The sequence below is a fragment of the Streptomyces sp. P9-2B-2 genome (genome assembly GCF_030406865.1).
GTDB classification, from domain to species: domain Bacteria; phylum Actinomycetota; class Actinomycetes; order Streptomycetales; family Streptomycetaceae; genus Streptomyces; species Streptomyces platensis.
This window is the reverse complement of sequence record NZ_CP129126.1, coordinates 4,612,676-4,636,945: the sequence shown is the minus strand read 5'-3', so window position 1 is coordinate 4,636,945 and position 24,270 is coordinate 4,612,676. Positions and strand designations below refer to the sequence as shown.

The following is a 24,270-nucleotide window of genomic DNA, read 5'->3' as shown; positions in this document are numbered from 1 at the left end:
GGTCACCCTTCCCTTATCGCGCGGTGGACGTGTAGGGCAGCAGCGCCATCTCACGGCTGTTCTTCACGGCCGTGGCGACGTCACGCTGGTGCTGAGTGCAGTTGCCGGTGACCCGGCGGGCACGGATCTTGCCGCGGTCGGAGATGAACTTCCGCAGCAGGTTCGTGTCCTTGTAGTCCACGTAGGAGATCTTCTCCTTGCAGAACACGCAAACCTTCTTCTTAGGCTTGCGAGCAGGCGGCTTCGCCATTATCTCTCTCCAATGAGTTCAAGAAGTTTGTGCTGACGCCCTCAAGGCCGTCGGCCGTCGCACGGCGCGGTTTCACGTGAAACCGCGCACGGTCGGGCCGCTGTACGGACCTAGAAGGGCGGCTCGTCCGAGTAGCCGCCGCCGGAGCTACCGCCCCAGCCACCGCCGCCGCCACCCTGCTGGCCACCGCCGGCCGGGCCGCCGGTCGCCCACGGGTCGTCGGCAGGAGCTCCGCCGCCCTGCTGACCGCCGCCGGGGCCGCCGCCCCAGCCGCCGCCACCCTGGCTGCCGCCCTGCTGACCGCCGCCGAAGCCGCCGCCACCCTGGCCACCACGACCGCTGGTCTTGGTGATCTTGGCCGTAGCGTTCTTGAGACTCGCGCCCACTTCCTCGACGTCGAGCTCGTAGACCGTGCGCTTCACGCCCTCGCGGTCCTCGTACGACCGCTGCTTGAGGCGGCCCTGGACGACCACGCGGGTACCCCGCGTAAGGGACTCGGCGACGTTTTCCGCCGCCTGACGCCACACCGAGCAGGTCAGGAACAGGCTCTCGCCGTCCTTCCACTCATTGGTCTGACGGTCGAAGGTGCGGGGAGTGGACGCGACGCGGAACTTCGCGACCGCCGCACCGGACGGGGTGAAGCGCAGCTCGGGGTCGTCGACAAGATTGCCGACAACCGTGATGACGGTCTCGCCTGCCATTAGGGGAACCTCTCGGCGGGTGTGCTGCTGGCTGCTGGTGTTGCTGCTACTCGAACCCGGTTACCGCTGGACGCTGACGCGTTCAGTGGGTCTCGGGACGGAGGACCTTGGTCCGGAGGACCGACTCGTTCAGGTTCATCTGACGGTCGAGCTCCTTGACGACCGCAGGCTCGGCCTGAAGGTCGATGACCGAGTAGATGCCCTCGGGCTTCTTCTTGATCTCGTAAGAGAGACGACGACGGCCCCAGGTGTCGACCTTCTCAACCTTTCCGTTGCCCTCACGGACAACGGAGAGGAAGTTCTCGATCAGCGGGGAGACAGCGCGCTCCTCGAGATCGGGGTCGAGGATGACCATCACCTCGTAGTGACGCATGTAGAACCCACCTCCTTTGGACTCAGCGGCCACGGTCGTTCCGTGGCAGGAGGGTCGTATGCGTTCCGCACCCGGTCCGTCCGGTGCTTCGGACAGACATAGGCGCAGACCGTACAGAGTACCTGCCTGATGCCTTCCGGTTGAAATCCGTCCGCTCCACCCCTCAATCTGGAACACAACGGGTGTGAGCGGCGTTACAGTGCGCCGCCCTGTCATCGGAGGTGCCGCATGGCACAGGCACGGACCCAGCGCAATCTGCTGTCGCTTCTCAACAGCGACGGCAAGGACCATCCCGTCGAGAACACCTTCGCCATCGTCACCGTGGTGCTCGGCGCGATCGCCATCTTCACCACGCTCTCTCCCAGCCTGCACCTGGTCAGTTCCTGGGTCGGTCTGATCGGGATCGGCACCGGCCTGTGGGGCCAGTTCATCTCGTCGACCACCGGCGAACGCTTCCTGTTGATCATCGGCCTCGGGGCAGCGGCCGTCGGCTTCTACCTCGGCCTGGCACACGGCGGCCTCTTCGGCGGTCTCGTCGACTAGCCGATACGGCATACGGGGCCCCAGCCCGTATGGCCCAGACGGGGCGCTCCACGGTCACAGTAGGCTTCGGCGCGAGAGCCGGAGCCCCGACCATGGGGACACACCTGCCGAGGAGCGCCCCGCATGAGCCTGACCCTGAGGACCATCAGCCGAGAGCAGCATCTGGCATATATCCAGAGTCTGCCCGCGGCCAGCCACATGCAGGTCCCTGCCTGGGCAGACGTCAAGGCCGAATGGCGTTCGGAGAGCCTGGGCTGGTTCGACCCGAGCGGTGAGATGGTCGGTGCCGGGCTGGTCCTTTACCGCCAGGTCCCCAAGGTCAAGCGCTACCTCGCGTACCTGCCCGAGGGCCCGGTCATCAACTGGTACGCGCCGAACCTGGAGGACTGGCTGCAGCCGATGCTCGCGCATCTCAAGCAGCAGGGTGCCTTCACGGTGAAGATGGGCCCGCCGGTCATCATCCGCCGCTGGGACTCCCCGGCGATCAAGGCCGGCATCCAGAACCCGGACGTCAAGCGGCTGCGGGACGTCGAGGCGACCCATATCGAGCCGCGCGCCTTCGAGGTGGCCGACAAGCTGCGCCGCATGGGCTGGCAGCAGGGCGAGGACGGCGGCGCCGGCTTCGCCGACGTACAGCCCCGCTATGTCTTCCAGGTGCCGCTGGCCGACCGTTCGCTGGAAGAGGTCCACAAGGGCTTCAACCAGCTGTGGCGCCGCAACATCAAGAAGGCCGAGAAGGCCGGTGTCGAGGTGGTCCAGGGCGGCTACGACGACCTGGCCGAGTGGCAGCGTCTCTACGAGATCACCGCGGTGCGTGACCAGTTCCGGCCGCGTCCGCTGGGCTACTTCCAGCGCATGTGGTCGGCCCTCAACGCCGAGGACCCCGGCCGCATGCGGCTGTACTTCGCCCGTCATAACGGCGTGAACCTGTCGGCCGCGACGATGCTCGTCGTCGGCGGGCACGTCTGGTACTCCTACGGCGCCTCGGACAACATCGGCCGTGAGGTCCGGCCCTCCAACGCGATGCAGTGGAAGATGCTGCAGGACTCCTACGCGCTCGGCGCCTCGGTCTACGACCTCCGCGGCATCAGCGACTCGCTGGACGAGAACGACCACCTCTTCGGCCTGATCCAGTTCAAGGTCGGCACGGGTGGGCAGGCAGCGGAGTACCTCGGTGAGTGGGACTTCCCGCTCAACAAGCTTCTGCACAAGGCATTCGACTACTACATGGCGCGCCGCTGACGCTCCACCGCACCGTTCGTCCCCCTGAGACACCAGCTACGAGAAAGGTTCCGGGCCCGGCCATGGCGCTCACCCTCTACGTCGACACCGCGCGCTGGCGGGCGCATCAGCAGAGCGTTCTCCAGCAGTTCCCCGGGTTGGTCCCGGTCTGCAAAGGCAACGGCTACGGCTTCGGCCATGAGCGCCTCGCCGACGAGGCGACCCGCCTCGGTGCCGACATCCTCGCGGTCGGCACGACCTACGAAGCGGCCCGCATCAAGGACTTCTTCAGCGGCGATCTGCTCGTTCTGACCCCGTTCCGCCACGGTGAGGAGCCGGTGCCGCTGCCCGACCGGGCGATCCGCTCGGTGTCGTCGGTCGAGGGTGTGGGCGGCCTGGTCGGAGCCCGGGTCGTCATCGAGGTCATGAGCAGCATGAAGCGCCATGGCGTCAAGCCGGAGGACCTGCCGAAGCTGGCCGCGGCCATCGAGGACGTCCGGCTCGAAGGCTTCGCGATCCACCTGCCGCTGGACCGCGCCGACGGATCCGACGCGGTCGAGGAGGTCATCGGCTGGATGGACCAGCTCCGCTCCGCCCGCCTCCCGCTGCACACCATGTTCGTCAGCCACCTCAAGGCCGATGAACTCGCCCGTCTCCAGCAGCAGTTCCCCCAGACGCGCTTCCGGGCTCGGATCGGAACCCGGCTGTGGCTCGGCGATCACGAGGCCACCGAGTACCGCGGTTCGGTACTCGATGTCACCCGGGTCGCCAAGGGCGAGCGCTTCGGCTACCGCCAGCAGAAGGCGGCCTCCGACGGCTACCTGGTCGTGGTGGCGGGCGGTACCTCGCACGGTGTCGGGCTGGAGTCGCCCAAGGCACTGCACGGGGTGATGCCCCGCGCCAAGGGCGTGGCCCGGGCCGGGCTGGCGACCGTGAACCGTAATCTCGCGCCTTATGTGTGGGCCGGGAAGCAGCGCTGGTTCGCGGAGCCCCCGCACATGCAGGTGTCGATCCTGTTCGTGCCGGGCGATGCCCCGGAGCCGCAGGTCGGCGAGGAGCTGGTGGCCCATCTGCGGCACACCACCACACAGTTCGACCGCCTCGTGGACCGCTGAGCCGGCCGAGCCACGGCGCAGACACACCAAGGGCCCGGTGCCGCAGACCTCCTCTGCGGCACCGGGCCCGGTGCGTGGACGGCGGGGGCCGCTCAGTCCCGTACGGCGCCCCAGCGCACCCGCGGCGTCGCCTGGAACTGCACCGCGTGCCGGGGCGGGTGGTAGGCCCGCCCGAGCACGAACGCATCGGGGTTGCGGTCCAGGACGCCGCCCGAAGGATCGTCGTCCCCGTCGCGGCGGACCACATCGCGCTCCGGCATCAGGATGTCGCGTACGACCAGAGCGCACAGGTAGAGAGTGCCCAAGAGGTGCAGGGCGATGGCCAGTTGATAGCCCTCCGTCGGCAGCCCCTGGTGCTTGTCGCCGCTTCCGGTGTAGGCGAGGTACGTCCAGATCCCGAGGAAGTACATGACCTCGCAGGCCTGCCAGATCAGGAAGTCCCGCCAGCGCGGCCGGGCCAGCGCGGCGAGCGGGGTCAGCCACAGGACGTACTGCGGCGAGTAGACCTTGTTGGTGAGGATGAACAGCGCGACGACGAGGAACGCGAGCTGTGCGAAGCGCGGCCGGCGCGGTGCGTAGAGAGTCAGCAGGCCGATGGCGGCGCAGCCCACGATCATCAGCAGCGTGGCGTAGGTATTGGCGTCCTCCAGGGGGTTCCCGGTGCGCTGCGAGATCAGCAGCCAGATCGAACCGAAGTCGATGGGCCGTTCCTGGCTGAAGGTGTAGAACTTCGCCCAGCCCTCCCGGATGTGGAACCCACCGGCATCATGCGTGATCATCACCGGCAGGTTCACCACCAGCCAGGACACGACGGTACCGGCCAGCGCCTTCCGGAACGCACGCCAGGCGCCCGCGCGCCAGCACAGCACCAGCAGCGGCCCCAGCAGCAGCACCGGGTACAGCTTCGCCGCGGTGGCCAGCCCGATCAGGACGCCGGCCGCCAGCGGACGGCTTCGTGACCACATCAGCATCCCGGCGGCCGTCAGGGCGATCGCCAGGAGATCCCAGTTGATGGTGGCCGTGAGGGCGGCGGCGGGCGCCAGGGCGACCAGGAGGCCGTCCCAGGGGCGGCGGCCGTGGGTGCGGGCCACACACACCGCGACGACGGCGGCGCAGATCATCAGCATGCCGGCGTTGACCAGCCAGTAGATCTGTTCGCGGTGCTGGATTCCCCCGCCGTGCGGAGTCATCCAGGAGGCGACCTCCATGAAGACTCCGGTGAGCACGGGGTACTCGAGGTACTCCATATCGCCGGGCAGCCGGTCGAAATACGGGATCAGGCCATCGGCGAAGCCCCGCCCCGCATAGAGGTGCGGGATGTCGGAGTAGCAGGCATGCGTGTACTGGCTCGTGGCGCCGAAGAACCAGCCGCCGTTGTAGCAGGGCAGCTTCTGCACCATGCCGAGCGCGAACATGCCGATGGCGATGAGCGCGATGATCCGCACCGGCGTCAGCCAGTGCATCCCGAGCAGCGCGTGTCGGCCGATCGGCCCCCCGATCAGCTCGCTGCCGGCCGACGCCACCTCATCCTGCTTCGTCGGCCGTACCGGATCATCCCGTCGCACGCTCGTCATGGCCCCATCCTGCCGTACGGCCGTGGGCAGAAAACGGCGAAGCCCCCGCCCGGTCAATCCGGGCGGGGGCTTCGTTGCTCCACGTTTCACGTGAAACCTTCAGCGTGTTTCACGTGAAACGGTCAGCCGTTCGGGCCGCCGAGCCAGCCTCCACCGTCTGTCGGCTCCGTCGGATCAGGCGTCGGGCTCGTGCCACCGGGGCCGCCACCGGGGCCACCCGCGCCATTTCCGTTACCGCCGCCGTTGCCGGCCCCACCGTTGTTCCGGCAGTTCAGGTCCCAGGGGGAACAGCTGTCGGTCGGGGTCGGGCTCGGAGAGTTCGTCGGGGGAGCGGACTTGCTGGGAGACGCCGACGGCGTGTCCGACGGCGTCTCAGACGGCGTGGGAGTCGGCGTCGGCGTCGGCATGCCCTCCTGATCGAACCGCTGTCCGACAGGCGTGGCCGGCGGGAAGGACTCCGGGGTGACGCCCTTCATCGCCTGGAGCATGTACTCGGTCCAGACCTCGGTGGGCAGCGCACCACCGTGGATCGAGTCGAAGCCGCCGACACCGTTCATGGACAGCTGGCGCGGATTCCCCGCATCCTCACGGAACATCGTGATGGCCGTCGACAGCTGCTTGGTGTAGCCCACGAACCAGGCCGACTTGTTCTCGTCGGTGGTACCGGTCTTACCAGCGGCCGGCATGCCCAGCCGCTTGGCTTCCTTCGCCGTGCCGTTGTCGATGACGTTTTCCAGCACCTTGGTCACGTTGTTGGCGACGTTGGCATCCATCGCCGTTTCGCTCTGGGGCTTGTCGAAGCCGTCGAGGTCCTGGCCCTTGTACGTCACCTTCGTCACGGAATAGGGCTCCACCTTCGTCCCGGACTGGGCGAACGTGGCATACGCATCGGCCATACGGATCGCGCTCGGTGTGGAGGTGCCCAGCGCGAAGGACGGGTTCAGGTTCTTGTCGAAGCTGGCCTCCGAGATGCCCGCGGCCTCCGCCATGTCCCGGACCTTCTTCATCCCGACATCCATGCCGAGCTGCACGAACGGCGTGTTGACGGACTGCTCCATCGCCTTGGTCAGCGGGATATAGCCCCAGGGATGGTTGCTCTCGTTCTCCTGATAGAAGAGCGAGTTGTCCCGCCTCCGGACGTAATTGCCCAGAGCGTCCTTCACCTTGAGGTGGTCGTCGCCGTTGTAACGGCTGTCCGGCCTGATCGGCACCCCATGGCTCTTAACTGTCCCGTTCTTCATCGCTGCCGCGAGCACGAACGGCTTCCAGGTCGAGCCCACCGGGACACCGAACGTGTCCGCGTTGTTGCTGAAGTGCCCCTTGTCGTAGCCCTCACCGCCGTACAGAGCGACGATCTTGCCGTCTCCCGGCACCACTGAGGCCCCGCCGAACTGGACGAATTTGTCCTTCGCACGCTTATCGGGGTCGATGTACCGCTTGTTGACCTTCTTGACCGCGGCCTCGAGGTCGTTGGTCTTCTTCGAGCTGAAGGTCGTGCGGATCGTGTAGCCGCCCTTGTCGAACTGGGCCTCACTGAGACCCGAGTGCTTCAGCACGTACTTCTTCGCGGTGTCCATCATGTAGCCGATCTGGCCGCTCTTGCCGGCGACCGGCTTCGGCAGCTTCGGCTTGGGGAAGCGCCCCCGGTACTTCTCCCGTTCCGCCTTGGTCATGAGGTGGTTCTCGACCTCCCGGTCGAGGATCCAGGACCACCGCGCCTTGGCGCGCTTGGTGTTCGCCGCCTTCGAGGCCCCCGGGCTGGTACCACCCGCCGGGTCGTACAGATCCGCGCCCTTGAGCACGGTGGCCAGGAAGGCGCTCTCGTTCGCGTCCAGCTTCTCGGCGTCCTTGCCGTAGTACGCCTGAGCCGCCGCCTGGATCCCGTACGCCCCACGGCCGTAGTAGCTGGTGTTCAGGTACCCCTGAAGGATCTGGTCCTTGCTCTTCGACCAGCCGACCTTGATCGCGATGAACAGCTCCTTGAACTTGCGGTCAAGGGTCTGCTCCTGGCTCAGCATCGCGTTCTTCACGTACTGCTGAGTGATGGTCGAGCCACCCTGGGTCTCGCCACCCCTGGCCATGTTGACCAGCGCACGGGCAATACCCATCGGGTCCACACCCGAGTCCGTCCGGAACGATGCGTTCTCCGCGGCGATCGCCGCCTTCTGCATCTCGAGCGGAATCTCGTTGATCGTGACGTTCTGCCGGTTCGTCTCACCGTCACGCGCCATGACCTTGCCGTCAGACCAGAGGTAGACGTTGTTCTGCGACTTGGCGGCGTCACTCTCGCTGGGCACGTTCACCAAGGCCAGTGCGACGCCGGAGGCACCCACGATCAACCCTATGAACCCGACGCACAGGGTCGTGACCTGCTTCCACGACGGCACAAAGCGCCGCCAGCCCACGCGGTTGGCACGCGGGTAGTCGATGAAACGCTTCTTGGCAGGCTTCCCGCCGCCGCGACCGCGGCCGCGGCCTCCCTCGGGACCACCGCCGCCACCACCTCGGCGGCCACCGCCACCACGGCCCCCGGCGCCATCACCGGAGGCCATCTCGGCATCGGACGACCGCCGGCGGCCGCCGCGCTGGGCGGCTCTCCGGGCATCGGCGCGCCCACCCTGCCGCGGCTCGTAGCCGGACGACTCGGAGTGAGAGGCGGGACCGGCAGCGGAGCCACGGGAAGGGGCGGCACGGCGCCCTGATGGCTGCTGTACGGCGCGTCGGGCCGCGGCACGTCCGCCACTCTGCGGCTGTGGCGGTTTGCGACGGTGCTCGCTCATGGAACGAATACTCCTCGGGCAGGCGCGCTTTCTCGTCGCCTGAAGGCGGCAGTTGTCTTCAGGTCCCCCCGATGCACGACCCGCTCCTGAGGCGCGAGCCGCACTACACCGAGGACGAGGACGCCAGATATCGGCCCACGGTTCCCGGCAGTCTGCATGCCGCACAGACTACGCACGGCCAAAACCTGCCCAGTGTTGAAATTCACTCCAAATCAGTCAGGTTGATGAGAACGATTCGGTGATGTGATGCCGTTCACCGTGCCCCCTCTTGTTCCGACCAGGTGGCCGTTCTATCGTCTGGATGTATCGAGTCGATACATCAGCACGACATAAAGAACGCACCGGACCAAGGAGGCGGAGGATGAGCAGACGCTCCGGCATCCTCGAGTTCGCCGTCCTCGGCCTGCTCCGCGAGTCCCCGATGCACGGCTATGAGCTGCGAAAACGGCTCAACACCTCGCTCGGGGTCTTCCGTGCGTTCAGCTATGGCACCCTCTACCCCTGCCTCAAGGCGCTGGTCGCGAGCGGCTGGCTGATGGAGGAGACGGACGGCGCCCCGGAGGGCGTACCCGCCGCGGCTCTGACAGGGCGCCGAGCCAAAATCGTCTACCGATTGACCGCAGCGGGCAAAGAACACTTCGAGGAGCTGCTCGCCCACTCCGGCCCGGATGCGTGGGAGGACGAGCACTTCGGTGTCCGCTTCGCGTTTTTCGGCCAGACCTCGCGGGACGTACGGATGCGCGTGCTGGAAGGCCGCCGCAGCCGGCTGGAGGAGCGTCTTGAGAGGATGCGTACCTCCTTGGCCAGGTCCCGCGAGCGCATGGACGACTACACCCTCGAACTTCAGCGGCACGGTATGGAATCCGTGGAGCGCGAAGTGCGTTGGCTGAACGAGCTCATCGAGAGTGAGCGCGCCGGGCGTGATCAGCGCCCCACGGATTCCGCAGCGCAGGACAAGAACCAGTCAGGAGATACGGGCGGCCTGCCCCGGCACCGGGGTGGATCCCGGCCGGATCCGTCCGATGACACCACCACATGAGGCTCTGCTGTGCAGATCCTCATCGAGAACACAGGGAGCAACCGGAATGGGTTCGGTTCGCGTAGCCATCGTCGGCGTGGGCAACTGCGCCGCCTCGCTGGTACAGGGCGTCGAGTACTACAAGGACGCCGACCCGAAGAGCCGCGTGCCCGGCCTCATGCACGTGCAGTTCGGCGACTACCACGTGCGTGACATCGAGTTCGTGGCTGCCTTCGACGTCGACGCCAAGAAGGTCGGGCTCGACCTCGCGGATGCCATCGGCGCCAGCGAGAACAACACCATCAAGATCTGCGACGTGCCGAACGCCGGCGTGCAGGTCCAGCGCGGTCACACCCTCGACGGCCTGGGCAAGTACTACCGCCTGACGATCGAGGAGTCCCCCGAGGCCCCGGTCGACATCGTCCAGGTCCTCAAGGACACGCAGGCCGATGTGCTGGTCTGCTACCTCCCGGTGGGCTCCGAGGACGCCGCGAAGTACTACGCCCAGTGCGCCATCGACGCCAAGGTCGCCTTCGTCAACGCCCTCCCGGTCTTCATCGCCGGCACCAAGGAGTGGGCGGACAAGTTCACCGAGGCCGGTGTCCCGATCATCGGTGACGACATCAAGTCGCAGGTCGGCGCCACGATCACGCACCGTGTGATGGCCAAGCTCTTCGAGGACCGGGGCGTCATCCTGGACCGCACGATGCAGCTGAACGTCGGCGGCAACATGGACTTCAAGAACATGCTCGAGCGCGAGCGCCTGGAGTCCAAGAAGATCTCCAAGACGCAGGCCGTCACCTCCCAGATCCGGGACCGGGAGATGGGCGAGGACAACGTCCACATCGGCCCCTCGGACTTCGTGGCCTGGCTGGACGACCGCAAGTGGGCCTACGTCCGTCTTGAGGGCCGCGCCTTCGGTGACGTCCCGCTGAACCTGGAGTACAAGCTCGAGGTCTGGGACTCCCCGAACTCCGCGGGTGTCATCATCGACGCCCTGCGCGCCGCGAAGATCGCCAAGGACCGCGGCATCGGTGGCCCGGTGCTCTCCGCGTCCTCGTACTTCATGAAGTCGCCGCCGGTGCAGTACTTCGACGACGAGGCACGGGAGAACGTCGAGAAGTTCATCAACGGCGACATCGAGCGCTGAGCCGCCCGACGCACGCTCCCTCCGCAGGCCCCCGGGTATTCCGCCCGGGGGCCTGCGGGCTGTGTGAGGCTGTGCCTCATGCATGCTGTGCGCGTCCTTCGCGTATTACTCCGGCTACGCGACTTCCGTTCGCTCCTTGCCGCACGGCTCCTGTCCCAGGCGGCCGACGGGGTGTTCCAGGTCGCGCTCGCCACCTTCGTCGTCTTCTCGCCCGAGAAGCAGACGTCGCCCGCGGCCATCGCCTCCGCCATGGCGATCCTGCTGCTCCCGTACTCCCTCCTCGGGCCGTTCACCGGCGTGCTGCTCGACCGCTGGCGGCGCCGGCAGGTCCTGCTGTACGGCAATCTGCTGCGCACGCTGCTGGCCATGGCCACCGCGACGCTGATCGCGTCGGAGGCCCCCGACTGGCTCTTCTATGCCTCGGCCCTCGCCGTGACCGCCGTGAACCGCTTTGTCCTGGCCGGGCTCTCGGCCGCGCTCCCACGCGTGGTCGACGGTGAGCGGCAGCTGGTCATGGCCAACTCCCTGACTCCCACGGCCGGGACGCTCGCCGCGACGGCGGGCGGTGGGCTCGCGTTCGCCATCCGGCTGGCCGGCACTGAGGTGGACGCCTTCGTCGTGCTGCTCGCCGCGGCCCTCTACTTCTGTTCGGCCCTGACCGCGCTGCGCATGGGCCCGCAGCTGCTCGGTCCCGACCCCTCCCGCCTCCAACCGCACCTGCGGGAAGCCCTGTTGAGCACCGCGCGCGGGCTGTGGGAAGGGCTGCGCCATCTCGCCGAGCGGCGCACCCCGGCCCGTGCACTGATCGCCATGGCCCTGATGCGTTTCTGCTACGGGGCGCTGACGGTGATGGTGCTGATGCTCTGCCGGTACTCCTGGGCCGAGACCGAGTCCGAGGGCCTGGCGCTGCTCGGGATCACCCTCGGCGTCTCGGGGGCGGGCTTCTTCTCGGCCGCGATCGTCACGCCGTGGGCCGTCGAGCGGCTCACCGCGTTCGGCTGGATCGCGGGCTGTGCGGCACTGGGCGCGGTACTGCTGCCGTCCCTCGGGCTGTTCTTCACGCCGGGTCCGATGCTGGCCGCCGCGTTCGTACTCGGTCTGAGCACCCAGGGAACCAAGATCTCCACGGACACGATCGTCCAGTCGACGGTCGACGACGCCTTCCGTGGCCGGTCCTTCGCCATCTACGACGTGCTCTTCAACGTCGCCTTCGTCGGTGCCGCCGCGGTCGCGGCCCTCATGCTGCCTCCGGACGGCCGGTCCGCCGCCCTGCTCGCCATGGTGACGGTGCTCTACGCACTGATCGCCGTGGCCACGGTCCGCTCGGGGCGCGTTTAAGGCGACGTCCTCGCCGCTCAGCCCCCGGGCCCTGCAACAGGGCGCGCACGGAGCCGGTACCTTACGGGCTTCGAGCACGAGCCTGTACACATCAATAACGGGGGACTCCCATGACCACGCCGCCTCAGGGCCCGAATCCGTACGGCCAGGCGCCGTACGGGCAGCAGCCATACGGACAGCAGCCGTACGGCCAGAGCCCCTATCCGCAGGCACCGCAAGCACCTCAGGCGCCCTATGGCCAGCCCCAGGGCTATGCCCACCCTCCGCAGCCGCAGGCTCCGTACGGGCAGCAGCCGCCGCAGGGTTACCCCATGGCGCCCCAGCCGCAGCAGCCCTACATGCAGGGCGGAGCTCCGGTGCCGCCGCAGCAGCCCGCCAAACGCCGGTCCCCCAAGGCGATCCTGCGGGCCATCGGCCTCGTCATCGCGGTGATCGCCTTCGCGTTCTTCTGGATCAACAGCCTGGACGACGCAGAGAGCGCTGAGGCCGGCGACTGTGTGCAGAAGTCAAGCAGTTCACTCGACGACGGTCTCAAGGTGGTGGACTGCGGCAGCTCGGAAGCCGATTACAAGGTGAGCACCGTGCACAACGACACCACGGACCCGACGGTGTGCTCCGAGGGAGAGTCGGCCTACGTCAAGGACGTGCACCGTCGCAGGAGCGGCAGCACCCGCATGGTGCTCTGCCTGACCACGGTGAAGTAGCGCGCGCCGGACGCGCCGGAAGACAAAGGAGCGGTGTTTCACGTGAAACACCGCTCCTTGTTTCACGTGAAACACCGCACGTTTCACGCTCAGCTCTGAGCGGCCCACCACTCCTTCAGCGCAGCGACCGCCGCCTCCCGCTCCATGGGCCCGTGCTCCAGCCGCAGCTCCAGCATCTGCTTGTACGCCTTGCCGACCTCGGGCCCCGGGCCGATGCCCAGAATCTGCATGATCTCGTTGCCGTCCAGGTCCGGGCGGATCGCTTCCAGCTCTTCCTGCTCCTGCAGCAGCGCGATGCGCTCCTCGAGCCCGTCATAGGCGCGCGACAGGGCACCGGCCTTGCGCTTGTTGCGGGTCGTGCAGTCCGAGCGGGTCAGCTTGTGCAGCCGCTCCAGCTGCGGACCGGCGTCCCGCACATAGCGACGGACCGCGGAGTCCGTCCACTCTCCCGTCCCGTAGCCGTGGAAGCGCAGATGCAGCTCCACCAGCCGTGAGACGTCCTTCACCAGGTCGTTGGAGTACTTCAGAGCGGTCATCCGCTTCTTGGTCATCTTCGCGCCCACCATCTCGTGGTGATGGAAGGAGACCCGGCCGTCCTTCTCGAAGCGCCGCGTCCGGGGCTTGCCGATGTCGTGGAGGAGCGCCGCCAGCCGCAGCACGAGATCGGGCCCGTTCTCCTCCAGGTCGATCGCCTGCTCCAGCACCGTCAGCGAGTGCTCGTAGACGTCCTTGTGACGGTGATGCTCATCACTTTCCAGCCGCAGTGCGGGCAGCTCGGGCAGGACATGGCCGGCCAGGCCCGAATCGACCAGCAGCCGCAGTCCCTCGCGCGGGTGCGCCGCCAGGAGCAGCTTGTTCAGCTCGTCCCGTACGCGCTCCGCGGAGACGATCTCGATGCGGTCCGACATCGCCTTCATCGCGGCGAAGACTGCGGGGTCCACCTCGAAGTCCAGCTGGGCGGCGAAGCGGGCTGCGCGCATCATCCGCAGCGGATCGTCGGAGAACGACTCCTCCGGCGTCCCCGGCGTCCGCAGCACCTGCGCTGCCAGGTCCTCCAGACCGTCGTGCGGGTCGACGAACTCCTTCTGCGGGAGCAGCACCGCCATGGCGTTCACCGTGAAGTCCCGGCGCACCAGATCCTGCTCGATGGAGTCGCCGTACGACACCTCGGGCTTGCGGGAGGTGCGGTCGTACGCCTCGGACCGGTAGGTCGTGACCTCGATGTCGAAGGAGTCCTTCTTGCAGCCGACGGTGCCGAAGGCGATGCCGACCTCCCAGACCGCGTCCGCCCACGGCCGGACGATCTTCAGAACGTCCTCAGGGCGGGCATCGGTGGTGAAGTCCAGGTCGTTGCCGAGCCGCCCCAGCAGCGCGTCCCGGACCGAGCCGCCGACCAGGGCAAGTGTGAACCCGGCCTCCTGGAATCGACGGGCCAGGTCATCCGCGACGGGGGAAACCCGCAGCAGCTCGCTCACAGCGCGGCGCTGGACATGGTTCAGCGCGTTCGTCGACTGCGGTGTCTGCTCGGCGAGCGGGGCGGGGAGGTCATTGTTGGCGTTCGGCACAACAAAACAGGGTACGTGGCCGCGCAGCGCGGGGCGCCACGTAATAAAGGGGTCAGGCCGGGCACCCGGGTCTCCGCGCCGCGATCATGTGGAGCAGTCCCTGGCACTCCGGCGCGGCGGGCCTCGTTACCATTCGTGGACGCACATTCCGACGACCACTGACGACGACGAGGGACGGACGAGCGCGTGGCCGAGGCGGCAGGGTTCCAGGGGACTGAACGGCCGCGTGGTCGATGGCTGCGAAGGACCGTGACGCTGCTCACTGGGTTGCTCCTGCTCGTGGGCCTGCTTCAGGTTCCGCACGTCCCCACCGCCCAGGCGGCCCCGACGGGCTCCCGCACGGTCGACGTCACCATCGACTCGATGTCCCCGTCCGCTCCCTCCAAGAGCGACTCGGTCACTGTCTCCGGGACGCTGACCAACGACGGCCGCGGCACGATCACCGACGCGCATCTCGGCATGCACCGTGGGGACGCGCTCGGCGGCCGTAGCTCCATCGACAATGTGTCGCGTCGCACCGGCTATGTGCCCGGCGCGGACGGCGAGGAGATCAAGGGCAGCGCGAAGAAGATCGGCAAGCTGGAGCCTGGTGTCAGCCGCACCTTTACGCTCAGCGTGCCCGTCAAGGACCTCCGTCTCGATGAGAACGGTGTGTACCAGCTCGGTGTCTCCGTGTCAGGGCGCTCGCAGGCCTCGTCCTACAGCCAGGTCCTCGGTTTCGACCGGACGCTGCTGCCCTGGCAGGAGGCCGACGCCGAGAAGAAGCCGCAGCTCACGTACATGTGGCCGCTGATCTCCTCCACCCACCTCACCGCCGAGACCGACGCCGACGCCCAGCAGACGCCGGTCTTCCGCAACGACGACCTCGCCGCCGAGCTCGCACCGGGCGGCCGGCTCCAGCAGATGGTCGCGCTCAGCAAGAACCTGCCGGTGACCTACGTCATCGACCCTGATCTGCTCGCGACCGTCGACGCGATGACCAAGTCGTACCGGGTCAACGGCCCGGACGGGCCCATGGGCAAGAACCAGGCGGTCGCCAAGCAGTGGCTGCACGAGCTCGAAGACGCGGCCAAGGCGCATGAGGTCGTCGCGCTGCCCTTCGCCGACCCCGACCTCGCCTCGCTCGCCCACCACGGCAAGCACGTGCCCAGCGCGCTCAGCCACCTCGGCCCGGCCACCGACCTCGCCGAGAAGACCGTGGACACGATCCTCGGTGTGAAGCCGCGCACGGACTTCGCCTGGCCCGTAGACGGTGCGATCGACTCCTCGGTCGTGGACGTCGCGACCTCGGCCGGAGCGCACAATGTGATCACCCGCAGCGACAGCCTGCGGGAGACCGGGGGACTGTCCTACACCCCGACGGCGGCCCGCCCCATCGGCGGCGGCAACACCGCGGTCGTCGCGGACGCACAGCTCTCCCGGGCCTTCGAAGGCGATATGTCGAAGGCCGGAAACTCCGCCCACGCGGTCCAGGACTTCCTCGCCCAGACCCAGATGATCAGCCTGGAGGACCCCGGCCGGCAGCGCAGCGTCGTCGTCGCGCCGCAGCGCATGCCGTCGGTCAGCCAGGCCCACGCCATGGCCACCGCGCTGCGGACGCTGGACGACTCCGGACGCTGGAGCCAGCCGCTGAGCCTCGGCAAGGCGGCCAAGGCCAAGCCCGACCCCTCGGCCACCCGCCGGGTGCCGAGCGGCGGCGCCTACCCGTCCTCGCTGCGCCGGCAGGAGCTCCCCACCTCCGCCTTCCGCCAGATCCGGGGCACCCAGGCCGCACTGGACGACTACCGCGTGATCCTGGCCCAGCCGGAGCGTGTGGTGACCCCGTTCGGCAGCGCCATAATGCGGGAGATGTCGACGGAGTGGCGCGGCGACACCGCCGGTGCCGCGAGCTTCCGGCGCTCCGTACGCAGCTACCTCGACGGTCTGACCAAGAAGGTGCACCTGATCCAGAAGTCGGGGGCGACGCTCTCCGGGCGCAGCGCCACGATTCCGGTGACGGTCCAGAACAACCTGGTCCAGGGCGTCAAGGACATGACGCTGAAGCTCACCTCGTCCCAGCCCAACCGACTGGACGTGGGCAAGGCGCAGCAGATCACGGTGGACGGCGGCCACAGCCAGTCGTTCAAGTTCGCCACCACGGCGAACGCCAACGGCCGGGCCTGGGTGACCGCCCAGCTCTACACGGCGGACGGAAAGCCCTACGGTGACCGCATGACGTTCCAGGTGAACGTCACGGAGATCACCGCCACGGTGATGCTCGTCATCGCCGGCGGTGTGCTGCTGCTCGTCCTCGCCGGCGTGCGGATCTACCTTCAGCGCAAGCGGGCGACCGCCCGGCGCACCGAGGGCGGGTCCGACGACGAGGGGCCCGATGGTGACACAGGTACGGACGGCGACAACGGCGGCACGGACGGCGACGAGCCCGAGCAGCCGAGTGACCCCAGCCCGGACACCGGATCGGAAAGCTCCGACCCGTCCGGCTCAGGTGAGAAAGTGGACCGTTGATAGTTGGCGGGGCCGGATGGCCGGCGACGGATGAGGTGGGGCAGCGATGAATGCGCCGTATGACGGTGACCGGGGCCGGGGCGCCAGTGGCGACCCCACGGGCCCGGTCCCTCCGACGCCCCCGTTGCCCGCGGACCAGGACCCCTACGTCCAGGACGCCTACCGCAACGATCCGTACCGCGCCCAGGACCCGACCGCTCAGGACCCGGTGACCGAGGCGCGCTACGACCGCGCGGCGCACCCACCGCCGCCCCCGGGACAGCCCGCGCCCCCGCTCTACCAGCAGCCTCCCGCGGGCCGTCACACGCCCGACCCGCAGCGGTGGGCTCCGTCCCCGCCGCCCGAGCAGCGGGGTCCGACCGCCGACCTCCCGTACGGCGAGGCCGACAAAACGACACAGTTCCTGGGCCTCGACAGCCTCCGGACCCAGGCCGCCGGCGAGCGTCCGGAGTCCGATGCCTTCGCGCATCTCTACCGGGACCAGCAGCACTACGAGCCCCAGCAGCCCGCTCCGGTGCCTCCGGGCCCCGCGGCGGCCGGTGCGGCGCCCGGCCCGGAGGCCGTGCCCCAGCAGCCCGCGCCGACGCCGGAGCCCGCCCCCGTGGCGGCGGCCGGCAAGCCCGCCGCCGGCCGGTCCGGCGGTCTGTTCAAGTCCAGCGCGGTGATGGCCGCCGGCACGATGGTGTCGCGTCTCACGGGCTTCGTCCGCTCGGCACTGATCGTCGCGGCGCTCGGCGGCGCGGTGCTCGGTGACTCCTGGCAGGTCGCCTACCAGCTTCCGACGATGATCTTCATCCTGACCATCGGCGGCGGTCTGAACTCCGTCTTCGTCCCGCAGCTGGTGCGCGCGATGAAGGAGGACGACGACGGCGGCGAGGCCTATGCCAACCGGCTGCTGACGCTGGTCATGGTGATCCTCGGCGTGCTCACGGTGCTGGCGGTCTTCGCGGCGCCTTTGCTGGTGAAGTTGGTCTCCCTCGACATCTCCCGCGACCCGGCGGCCAACGAGGTCGCGGTCGCCTTCACCCGTTACTGCGTGCCCACAATCTTCTTCATGGGTCTGCACGTCGTGATGGGCCAGATCCTCAACGCCCGCGGCCGCTTCGGCGCGATGATGTGGACCCCGGTCCTCAACAACATCGTCATGATCGCCACCTTCGGCCTGTTCATCTGGGTCTACGGCTCGGCGGAGACCTCGCACATCGGCGTCACCACGATCCCCGACGAGGGCATCCGGCTCCTGGGCATCGGCACCCTCCTCGGGCTCGTCGTCCAGTCGCTGGCGATGATCCCGTATCTGCGCGACGCCGACTTCAAGCTCCGGCTCCGCTTCGACTGGCGCGGCCACGGCCTGGGCAAGGCCGCCAAGCTCGCCAAGTGGACGGTGCTGTTCGTGCTCGCCAACCAGGCGGGCGTCCTCGTCGTCACCCAGCTCTCCACCTGGGCCGGCAACACCGCCAACGACCAGGGCCACCCGGGCACCGGCTTCATCTCCTACGCCAGCGCCCAGCTGATCTGGAACATGCCGCAGGCGATCATCACCGTCTCCGTGATGGCGGCGCTGCTGCCGCGGCTGGCCCGGTCCGCACACGACGGTGACACCGGAGCCGTCCGCGACGACATCTCGCAGGGCCTGCGCACCTCCGCCGTCGCCATCGTCCCGATCTCCTTCGGCTTCCTCTCCCTCGGCATCCCGCTGTGCACGCTGGTCTACGGCTCGTCCGGCGCCGGCGTCCCGATGGGCTACATGCTGATGGCCTTCGGTGTGGGCCTGATCCCGTTCTCGGTGCAGTACGTCGTCCTGCGCGCCTTCTACGCGTACGAGGACACCCGCACCCCCTTCTACAACACGGTGATCGTCGCCGCCGTCAACGCGGCGGCTTCCGGCCTCTGCTTCCTGGTCCTGCCCGCCCGCTGGGCCGTGGTCGGCATGGCGGCGTCCTACGGCCTGGCGTACATCATCGGCGTCGGGGTGGCCTGGCGCCGGCTGAGCAAGCGCATGGACGGCGATCTCGACACCGCCCATGTCGTCCGGACCTACGCGCGGCTGGCCGGCGCCAGCATCCCGGCCACGATCATCTCGGGGGCCGCGGTGTACGGGATCATGCAGACACTCGGCAGCGGATTCCTCGGGTCGATCACCGCTTTGATCGCCGGCATCGGCGCACTTCTGGGCGTGTTCTACGTCGCCGCACGCAAAATGCGCATCCAGGAACTGAACGCCCTGGTCGGCATGGTCCGGTCGAAGCTTGGACGTTAGTTGAGCACAACCATCGACTGCCACCGTGTGTCGTGCATAGTGGCGGACTGTGGGCACAATTGTCTTGGCTCATTGAGCCTGCAACGGATGGGGAGGCAGGAACGACGGTGGCGGAACGGAGCACGGCTGCCGTCGACGTGGCTGACACGAGCGGTGAGGAACCGCTGACCGCCAAGGCGGGTAAGGCCACGGACGACGGTGCTAAGGCCGAGAAGGTATCCGGCAGGGAACAGGACGCCGCAGGCACCGATGAGGAGCGTGCCGAGGCGATCGAAGCCCAGCCACCGGAACTGCACAGCGGCCACAAGCTTGCCAGACGCTACCGCCTCGAAGAGTGCGTCACCCGTCTGGACGGATTCAGCAGCTGGCGTGCGGTCGACGAGAAGCTGCGCCGCGCGGTCGGCGTGCATATCCTGCCCGCCGACCATCCCAGAGGCCGGCCGGTGCTGTCCGCGGCCCGCTCGTCGGCTCTGCTCGGCGACCCCCGGTTCGTCCAGGTCCTGGACGCCGTCGAGGAGAACGACCTCGTCTACGTCGTCCACGAATGGCTGCCGGACGCCACCGAGCTCACCACGGTGCTCGCCAACGGCCCGCTGGAGCCACACGACGCCTACCAGCTCGTCAGCCAGGTCTCCCAGGCCATGGCCGCCGCGCACCGCGAGGGTCTCTCCCATCTGCGGATCACCCCCGGCTCGGTGCTGCGTACGGAGTCCGGGCAGTACCGCATCCGCGGCCTGGCCGTCATGGCGGCACTGCGCGGCATCACCTGCGAGTCCCCGCAGCGCGCCGACACCGAGGCGATCGGTGCGCTGCTGTACGCAGCCCTGACCCAGCGCTGGCCGTACGAGAACGACGCCCATGGCCTCACCGGCCTGCCCAAGGGCGTCGGGCTGATCGCGCCCGACCAGGTGCGGGCCGGCGTGCATCGCGGGCTCTCCGAGCTGGCCATGCGCGCGCTGATCAACGATGGCGCGACGGCCTCCCGCCAGGAGCCGGCGTGCACCACCCCGGAGGAGCTGGCCAAGGCCGTCGCGGCCATGCCCCGCATCCGGCCCCCGGAGACCACCTTCTCCACGCCTCCGCCGTACCAGCGCACGGGCTACCAGCAGGGCAGCTACCGGCAGTCGTCGGGCGCCGCACAGGCGACCCGGGCGACGCAGCCGGTCCCCACTCCGCCGCCCCCGCTCCAGAGCCGCACCGGGCGGGCCCTGAAGTGGTCCGTCTCCGCTCTGCTCATCACGGCACTGGGACTGGGCAGCTGGCAGCTGGCGGACACCCTGCTGAAGCGGGAGAAAGACCAGGACGCCCCGGGGAACTCACAGCCGGCCGGCGGTCCGAAGAAGCACACAGGAAAGGCGCTCTCAGTCAAGGGCGCCACAGAGTTCTCGCCCCTGGCCGAGCCTTTCAAGGAGGAAGACGCTCACAATGTCACGGACGGCAGTCCGAGTACTGCTTGGGTGACAGGACGGTTCAAGGGCTGGCCCAACTTCGGGAACCTGCCGACGCGTGCAGATGGCAGCGGGATCATCGTGGACCTCGGGAGCACCAAGGACATCTCCGGGATACAGGCCACCATGTATCGGCCAGGCCAGACCGTAGAAATCCGCGCAGCAGCATCCTCCGCAGCGAATCCGACCACACTCGGTGACTTCTCCCAACGCATTTCCAAGCTGGGAGAAGCCGGCGACAAGCTGGATGTGAAGCTGGACCAGTCGGTGAAGTCCCGCTATGTCCTGGTCCACATCACGAAGCTTGCCTCTGATGGAGCATCGGATTGGTTCCGCGGCGGTATTTCAGAAATCAAAATCTTCAGCTGACTCACCAGCATTAACTCAGCGCACCGGGAAACCGTGGAAATACGAGGTCGAGAACGCCCCGTCAGCCTTTGGGCCGGCGGGGCGACTTCGTGTGGCAGACCAGGCTGATGCGTTACGGCGCGTGGACCGGCCGCGGAACGTGGAGGTTCGGCGGCGACTGCGGCAAGCACTTCGTCGTCGCCCAGGACACCCAGGGCCGCAACTAGCCCACCAAGGCCTGATGGCCTGCTGAAGAATCAGCAGGCCATCAGGCCTTTTTCGTACGACTCCAGCCCTTTCGCGGCGCAAGTCGACCCGGACCAGCGATCACGCCCGTCGGCGGGCAGCCCACTCTCAAGGTCAAAAGCGGCACCTGAGAAGCACTCCCCTGAGAAGCAAAAGCAGCAACGCATCATTTGGCGCTCTCGGGCAAGAAGGTCACTTGTCCATGAGTCAATGAGTTCCGTAGTGGTTCTCCACGCACCTGCCTACGATGAACAGTGACGCATTGTTGCTGCACGTCAGGAGACCCTTACGTCAGGTAGCAGCAGGTTGGCGATCTTTACGCCGATGTCCCACAGGGGGCAAGATTCCCAGGAGTCGGCGCTAGGTGAGGGGGCATGGGTGGGTCTGCTGGAGGACTCTAGTGATCAAGACCTCATCGCTCGCCATGTCGCCGGTGACCCCGATGCCTTCGGGGAGATAGTCCGGCGCCATCGCGACCGGCTCTGGGCGGTGGCGCTGCGCACCCTGGGGGATCGCGAAGAGGCCGCCGATGCCGTGCAGGACGCCTTGGTCTCCGCCTACCGATCGGCGCACACCTTCCGCGGTCAGTCCGCGGTCACCACGTGGCTGCACCGCATCACGGTCAATGCCTGTCTGGACCGGGCCCGCAAGGCCGCCTCGCGGCGCACCTCACCCATCGCCGAGACCGAGCGGCTGGAGCAGCTGCTGGAGCCCGAGGAATCCGCCGCGGCACCCGCCGAGCGCCAGGATCTGCACCGGGAGCTGCTCAGTGCCCTGCGCACCCTTCCCGAAGAACAACGGGCCGCGCTCGTCCTCGTCGATATGCAGGGCTACCCCGTCGCGGAGGCCGCGTCGATCCTCGATATCCCGACCGGAACGGTGAAAAGCCGCTGCGCACGGGGCCGGGCTCGGCTCCTGCCCTTGGTCACCCATCTGCGCGCTGACAACGGGGATAGCAAACCCGTGAGCGGGGGAAGGAACCGGGCGCAGGGGACATCCGTCCCACCGACGGCAGGGCCGAAGGACACAGGTGCCGTGAAGGGCGGAGGTGGGCGAGCGTGACGTCGACAACCGGCACGGGTGAGCACCCCACAGGTGAGCACCCGGAGGTCTCCGAAATCTCCGAGCTCACGGACGGGCTGCTTTCTCCCTCGCGCACCACAGAACTGCGCGACCACCTAGCCACTTGTCCCCTGTGTGACGACGTCTATGCGTCCCTGGAGGAAATCCGGTCGCTGCTCGGCACGCTCCCCGGCCCGCTGCGGATGCCTGCCGATGTCGCCGGTCGCATCGATGCCGCCCTCGCCGCCGAAGCGCTGCTGGACGCCACCACTCCTGTCGCCACAGCTCAGGTTTCACGTGAAACAGCCACCGTCCCCGTCGTGGTTTCACGTGAAACCGACGAAGAGACACCTCGCCGAGGGGCACCGGCCGCCCGGCCCGCCGGACGCCCCCGGGGCTCCTCGGGACCGGGACGGCAGACGCCTGCCGGCCGTGCGTCCCGTGCGCGGCGCTGGCCACGGATTCTGCTCGGCACCGCGGCGGCCGCGGCCGTCTTCAGCTTCGGCGGCCTGCTCATTCAGAACGCCGCTCTCGACGGCACCCAGGCGAGCAAACAGGACCGAACCACCGCCACCCCCGAGAAGAAGACCGGCGAAGCGGGTGCCCTCACCGCGGCGAGTCTCGAATCACATGTGGACGAACTGCTGACGTCGAAGGGGCACAAGTCCCCCGGCATCGGGACCCGGAGCTCCCCCGACACCCCGATGAGCGGCAGCGCCGACACCATTCCGTCCTGCGTCCGCCATGGCACCGCCCGTCCGGAGACTCCGCTGGCGACCAGCCACACCCGCTACCAGGGCAAGGACGCCTACCTCGTGGTGCTGCCGCATCCGACCGATCCCCAGCGCGTCTCTGCGTATGTCATCGCTTCCTCATGCGTCTCTGCCACACCACCGGCTCCCGGAAGGGTTCTGCTGTCGCACTCGTTCCAGCGAGACTGAGCGACGAGAAGTGCGCTGTGACACTCCGGGAATGCTCGCCCCGTAGGATCCGTTGGGTGGGGTGAGAGAACCGAGAGCCCCAGCAAGCAGTCGGCAGAGACAAGGAAGACACCCGTGAGCGACGTCCGCAACGTGATCATCATCGGCTCCGGGCCCGCGGGCTACACCGCAGCGCTCTACACCGCCCGCGCGTCCCTGAAGCCGCTGGTCTTCGAAGGTGCCGTCACCGCCGGAGGCGCCCTGATGAACACCACCGACGTGGAGAACTTCCCCGGTTTCCGCGACGGCATCATGGGGCCGGACCTCATGGACAACATGCGTGCCCAGGCGGAGCGCTTCGGCGCCGAGCTGGTGCCGGACGACATTGTCGCGGTCGATCTCTCCGACGAGATCAAGACCGTCACCGACACCGCCGGCAATGTGCACCGCGCGAAGACCGTGGTCGTCAGCACCGGCTCCCAGCACCGCAAGCTCGGCCTGCCCCGTGAGGACGAGCTGTCCGGTCGCGGCGTCTCGTGGTGCGCCACCTGCGACGGGTTCTTCTTCAAGGACCAGGACATCGCCGTCATCGGCGGAGGCGACACCGCGATGGAGGAGGCCACCTTCCTCTCCCGCTTCGCCAAGTCGGTCACGGTCGTCCACCGCCGCGACACCCTGCGAGCCAGCAAGGCGATGCAGGAGCGTGCATTCGCCGACCCGAAGATCAAGTTCGTGTGGGACAGCGAGGTCGCCGAGATCCACGGCGAGAGCAAGCTCTCGGGTCTGACGCTGCGCAACCTCAAGACCGGCGAGACCTCCGAGCTCCCCGTCACCGGCCTCTTCATCGCGATCGGCCACGACCCGCGGACCGAGCTGTTCAAGGGCCAGCTGAACCTCGACGACGACGGCTACCTCAAGGTCGACGCCCCCAGCACGCGCACCAACCTGACGGGCGTCTTCGCCGCCGGCGACGTTGTCGACCACACCTACCGTCAGGCGATCACCGCGGCCGGCACGGGCTGTTCCGCCGCCCTCGACGCCGAGCGGTTCCTCGCCGCGCTGTCGGACGGCGAGTCGACGCCCGAGCCGGAGAAGACCCCCGCCGCCTGACCCGCGCACCCAGCTTTCCCACCACCCACCCAGTAAGGA

General features: G+C 68.0%; 19 protein-coding genes. 13 read left to right on the top strand and 6 right to left on the bottom strand.

Translation table 11 applies throughout. The features are described from left to right. Nucleotides 1-13: 13 nt before the first annotated feature. From rpsR to rpsF, 3 genes are all read right to left on the bottom strand, one after another. Complete coding sequence (gene rpsR / locus QT196_RS20225; protein WP_003978893.1) at nucleotides 14-250, bottom strand: 30S ribosomal protein S18; 237 nt, start codon at nucleotides 248-250, stop codon at nucleotides 14-16. A gap of 110 nt (nucleotides 251-360) precedes the next feature. After that, nucleotides 361-951, bottom strand: coding sequence for a single-stranded DNA-binding protein (locus QT196_RS20220; RefSeq protein ID WP_168480425.1), 591 nt, complete (start codon nucleotides 949-951; stop codon nucleotides 361-363). Between the two features lie 82 nt (nucleotides 952-1,033). Beyond that, nucleotides 1,034-1,324 carry a 30S ribosomal protein S6 gene (rpsF, locus tag QT196_RS20215; protein WP_006604399.1) on the bottom strand — a complete coding sequence of 97 codons (291 nt, stop codon included), beginning with the start codon at nucleotides 1,322-1,324 and terminating at the stop codon, nucleotides 1,034-1,036. Nucleotides 1,325-1,552: 228 nt separating this feature from the next. Between rpsF and QT196_RS20210 the strand changes: the two genes are divergently transcribed. The 3 genes from QT196_RS20210 (at nucleotide 1,553) to QT196_RS20200 (ending at nucleotide 4,203) form a co-directional block, all read left to right on the top strand. Then, complete coding sequence (locus tag QT196_RS20210) at nucleotides 1,553-1,867, top strand: hypothetical protein (RefSeq protein WP_266737532.1); 315 nt, start codon at nucleotides 1,553-1,555, stop codon at nucleotides 1,865-1,867. A gap of 123 nt (nucleotides 1,868-1,990) precedes the next feature. Continuing rightward, the gene (locus QT196_RS20205) at nucleotides 1,991-3,109 is read left to right on the top strand and encodes a peptidoglycan bridge formation glycyltransferase FemA/FemB family protein (protein ID WP_168480423.1); all 1,119 of its coding nucleotides are present in this window, start codon (nucleotides 1,991-1,993) and stop codon (nucleotides 3,107-3,109) included. A 62-nt stretch (nucleotides 3,110-3,171) separates the two neighbouring features. After that, nucleotides 3,172-4,203 (top strand): alanine racemase, encoded by a 1,032-nt coding sequence (locus QT196_RS20200; protein WP_168480422.1) that lies wholly within the window; start codon nucleotides 3,172-3,174, stop codon nucleotides 4,201-4,203. A 92-nt stretch (nucleotides 4,204-4,295) separates the two neighbouring features. On the opposite strand, the gene QT196_RS20195 is transcribed toward QT196_RS20200, so the two are convergent. Then, nucleotides 4,296-5,777, bottom strand: a complete 1,482-nt coding sequence (locus tag QT196_RS20195; RefSeq protein ID WP_266737530.1) for a glycosyltransferase 87 family protein — start codon at nucleotides 5,775-5,777, stop codon at nucleotides 4,296-4,298. 122 nt (nucleotides 5,778-5,899) lie between these two features. Then, a complete protein-coding gene (locus tag QT196_RS20190) occupies nucleotides 5,900-8,164 on the bottom strand; it encodes a transglycosylase domain-containing protein (RefSeq protein ID WP_168483851.1) in 2,265 nt (754 codons plus the stop codon). 754 nt (nucleotides 8,165-8,918) lie between these two features. Between QT196_RS20190 and QT196_RS20185 the strand changes: the two genes are divergently transcribed. From QT196_RS20185 to QT196_RS20170, 4 genes are all read left to right on the top strand, one after another. Then, nucleotides 8,919-9,596: a PadR family transcriptional regulator gene (locus QT196_RS20185; protein WP_290355352.1), complete on the top strand. Its 678-nt coding sequence runs from the start codon at nucleotides 8,919-8,921 to the stop codon at nucleotides 9,594-9,596. A 46-nt stretch (nucleotides 9,597-9,642) separates the two neighbouring features. Beyond that, nucleotides 9,643-10,725, top strand: a complete 1,083-nt coding sequence (locus QT196_RS20180) for an inositol-3-phosphate synthase (protein ID WP_168480419.1) — start codon at nucleotides 9,643-9,645, stop codon at nucleotides 10,723-10,725. 78 nt (nucleotides 10,726-10,803) lie between these two features. Then, nucleotides 10,804-12,063 (top strand): MFS transporter, encoded by a 1,260-nt coding sequence (locus QT196_RS20175; RefSeq protein WP_266737527.1) that lies wholly within the window; start codon nucleotides 10,804-10,806, stop codon nucleotides 12,061-12,063. A gap of 110 nt (nucleotides 12,064-12,173) precedes the next feature. After that, nucleotides 12,174-12,767: a hypothetical protein gene (locus tag QT196_RS20170; RefSeq protein ID WP_211117385.1), complete on the top strand. Its 594-nt coding sequence runs from the start codon at nucleotides 12,174-12,176 to the stop codon at nucleotides 12,765-12,767. 89 nt (nucleotides 12,768-12,856) lie between these two features. Here the strand turns inward: QT196_RS20170 and QT196_RS20165 are convergent, their stop codons facing one another. Next, nucleotides 12,857-14,332, bottom strand: a complete 1,476-nt coding sequence (locus tag QT196_RS20165) for a CCA tRNA nucleotidyltransferase (protein WP_168480417.1) — start codon at nucleotides 14,330-14,332, stop codon at nucleotides 12,857-12,859. Between the two features lie 249 nt (nucleotides 14,333-14,581). Between QT196_RS20165 and QT196_RS20160 the strand changes: the two genes are divergently transcribed. From QT196_RS20160 to trxB, 6 genes are all read left to right on the top strand, one after another. Then, complete coding sequence (locus tag QT196_RS20160; RefSeq protein WP_248001224.1) at nucleotides 14,582-16,837, top strand: DUF6049 family protein; 2,256 nt, start codon at nucleotides 14,582-14,584, stop codon at nucleotides 16,835-16,837. Between the two features lie 46 nt (nucleotides 16,838-16,883). Next, on the top strand, nucleotides 16,884-19,097 hold the full coding sequence (gene murJ / locus QT196_RS20155; RefSeq protein WP_266737526.1) for a murein biosynthesis integral membrane protein MurJ: 2,214 nt from the start codon (nucleotides 16,884-16,886) through the stop codon (nucleotides 19,095-19,097). A gap of 107 nt (nucleotides 19,098-19,204) precedes the next feature. Further along, complete coding sequence (locus QT196_RS20150) at nucleotides 19,205-20,914, top strand: protein kinase family protein (RefSeq protein ID WP_168480414.1); 1,710 nt, start codon at nucleotides 19,205-19,207, stop codon at nucleotides 20,912-20,914. A 603-nt stretch (nucleotides 20,915-21,517) separates the two neighbouring features. Then, complete coding sequence (gene sigM / locus QT196_RS20145) at nucleotides 21,518-22,201, top strand: RNA polymerase sigma factor SigM (RefSeq protein ID WP_290355351.1); 684 nt, start codon at nucleotides 21,518-21,520, stop codon at nucleotides 22,199-22,201. After that, nucleotides 22,198-23,142: a hypothetical protein gene (locus QT196_RS20140; RefSeq protein ID WP_168480412.1), complete on the top strand. Its 945-nt coding sequence runs from the start codon at nucleotides 22,198-22,200 to the stop codon at nucleotides 23,140-23,142. Before sigM ends, QT196_RS20140 begins: the two co-directional genes overlap by 4 nt. 114 nt (nucleotides 23,143-23,256) lie before the next feature. Continuing rightward, nucleotides 23,257-24,231, top strand: coding sequence for a thioredoxin-disulfide reductase (gene trxB / locus QT196_RS20135; RefSeq protein WP_168480411.1), 975 nt, complete (start codon nucleotides 23,257-23,259; stop codon nucleotides 24,229-24,231). Nucleotides 24,232-24,270: the final 39 nt, after the last annotated feature.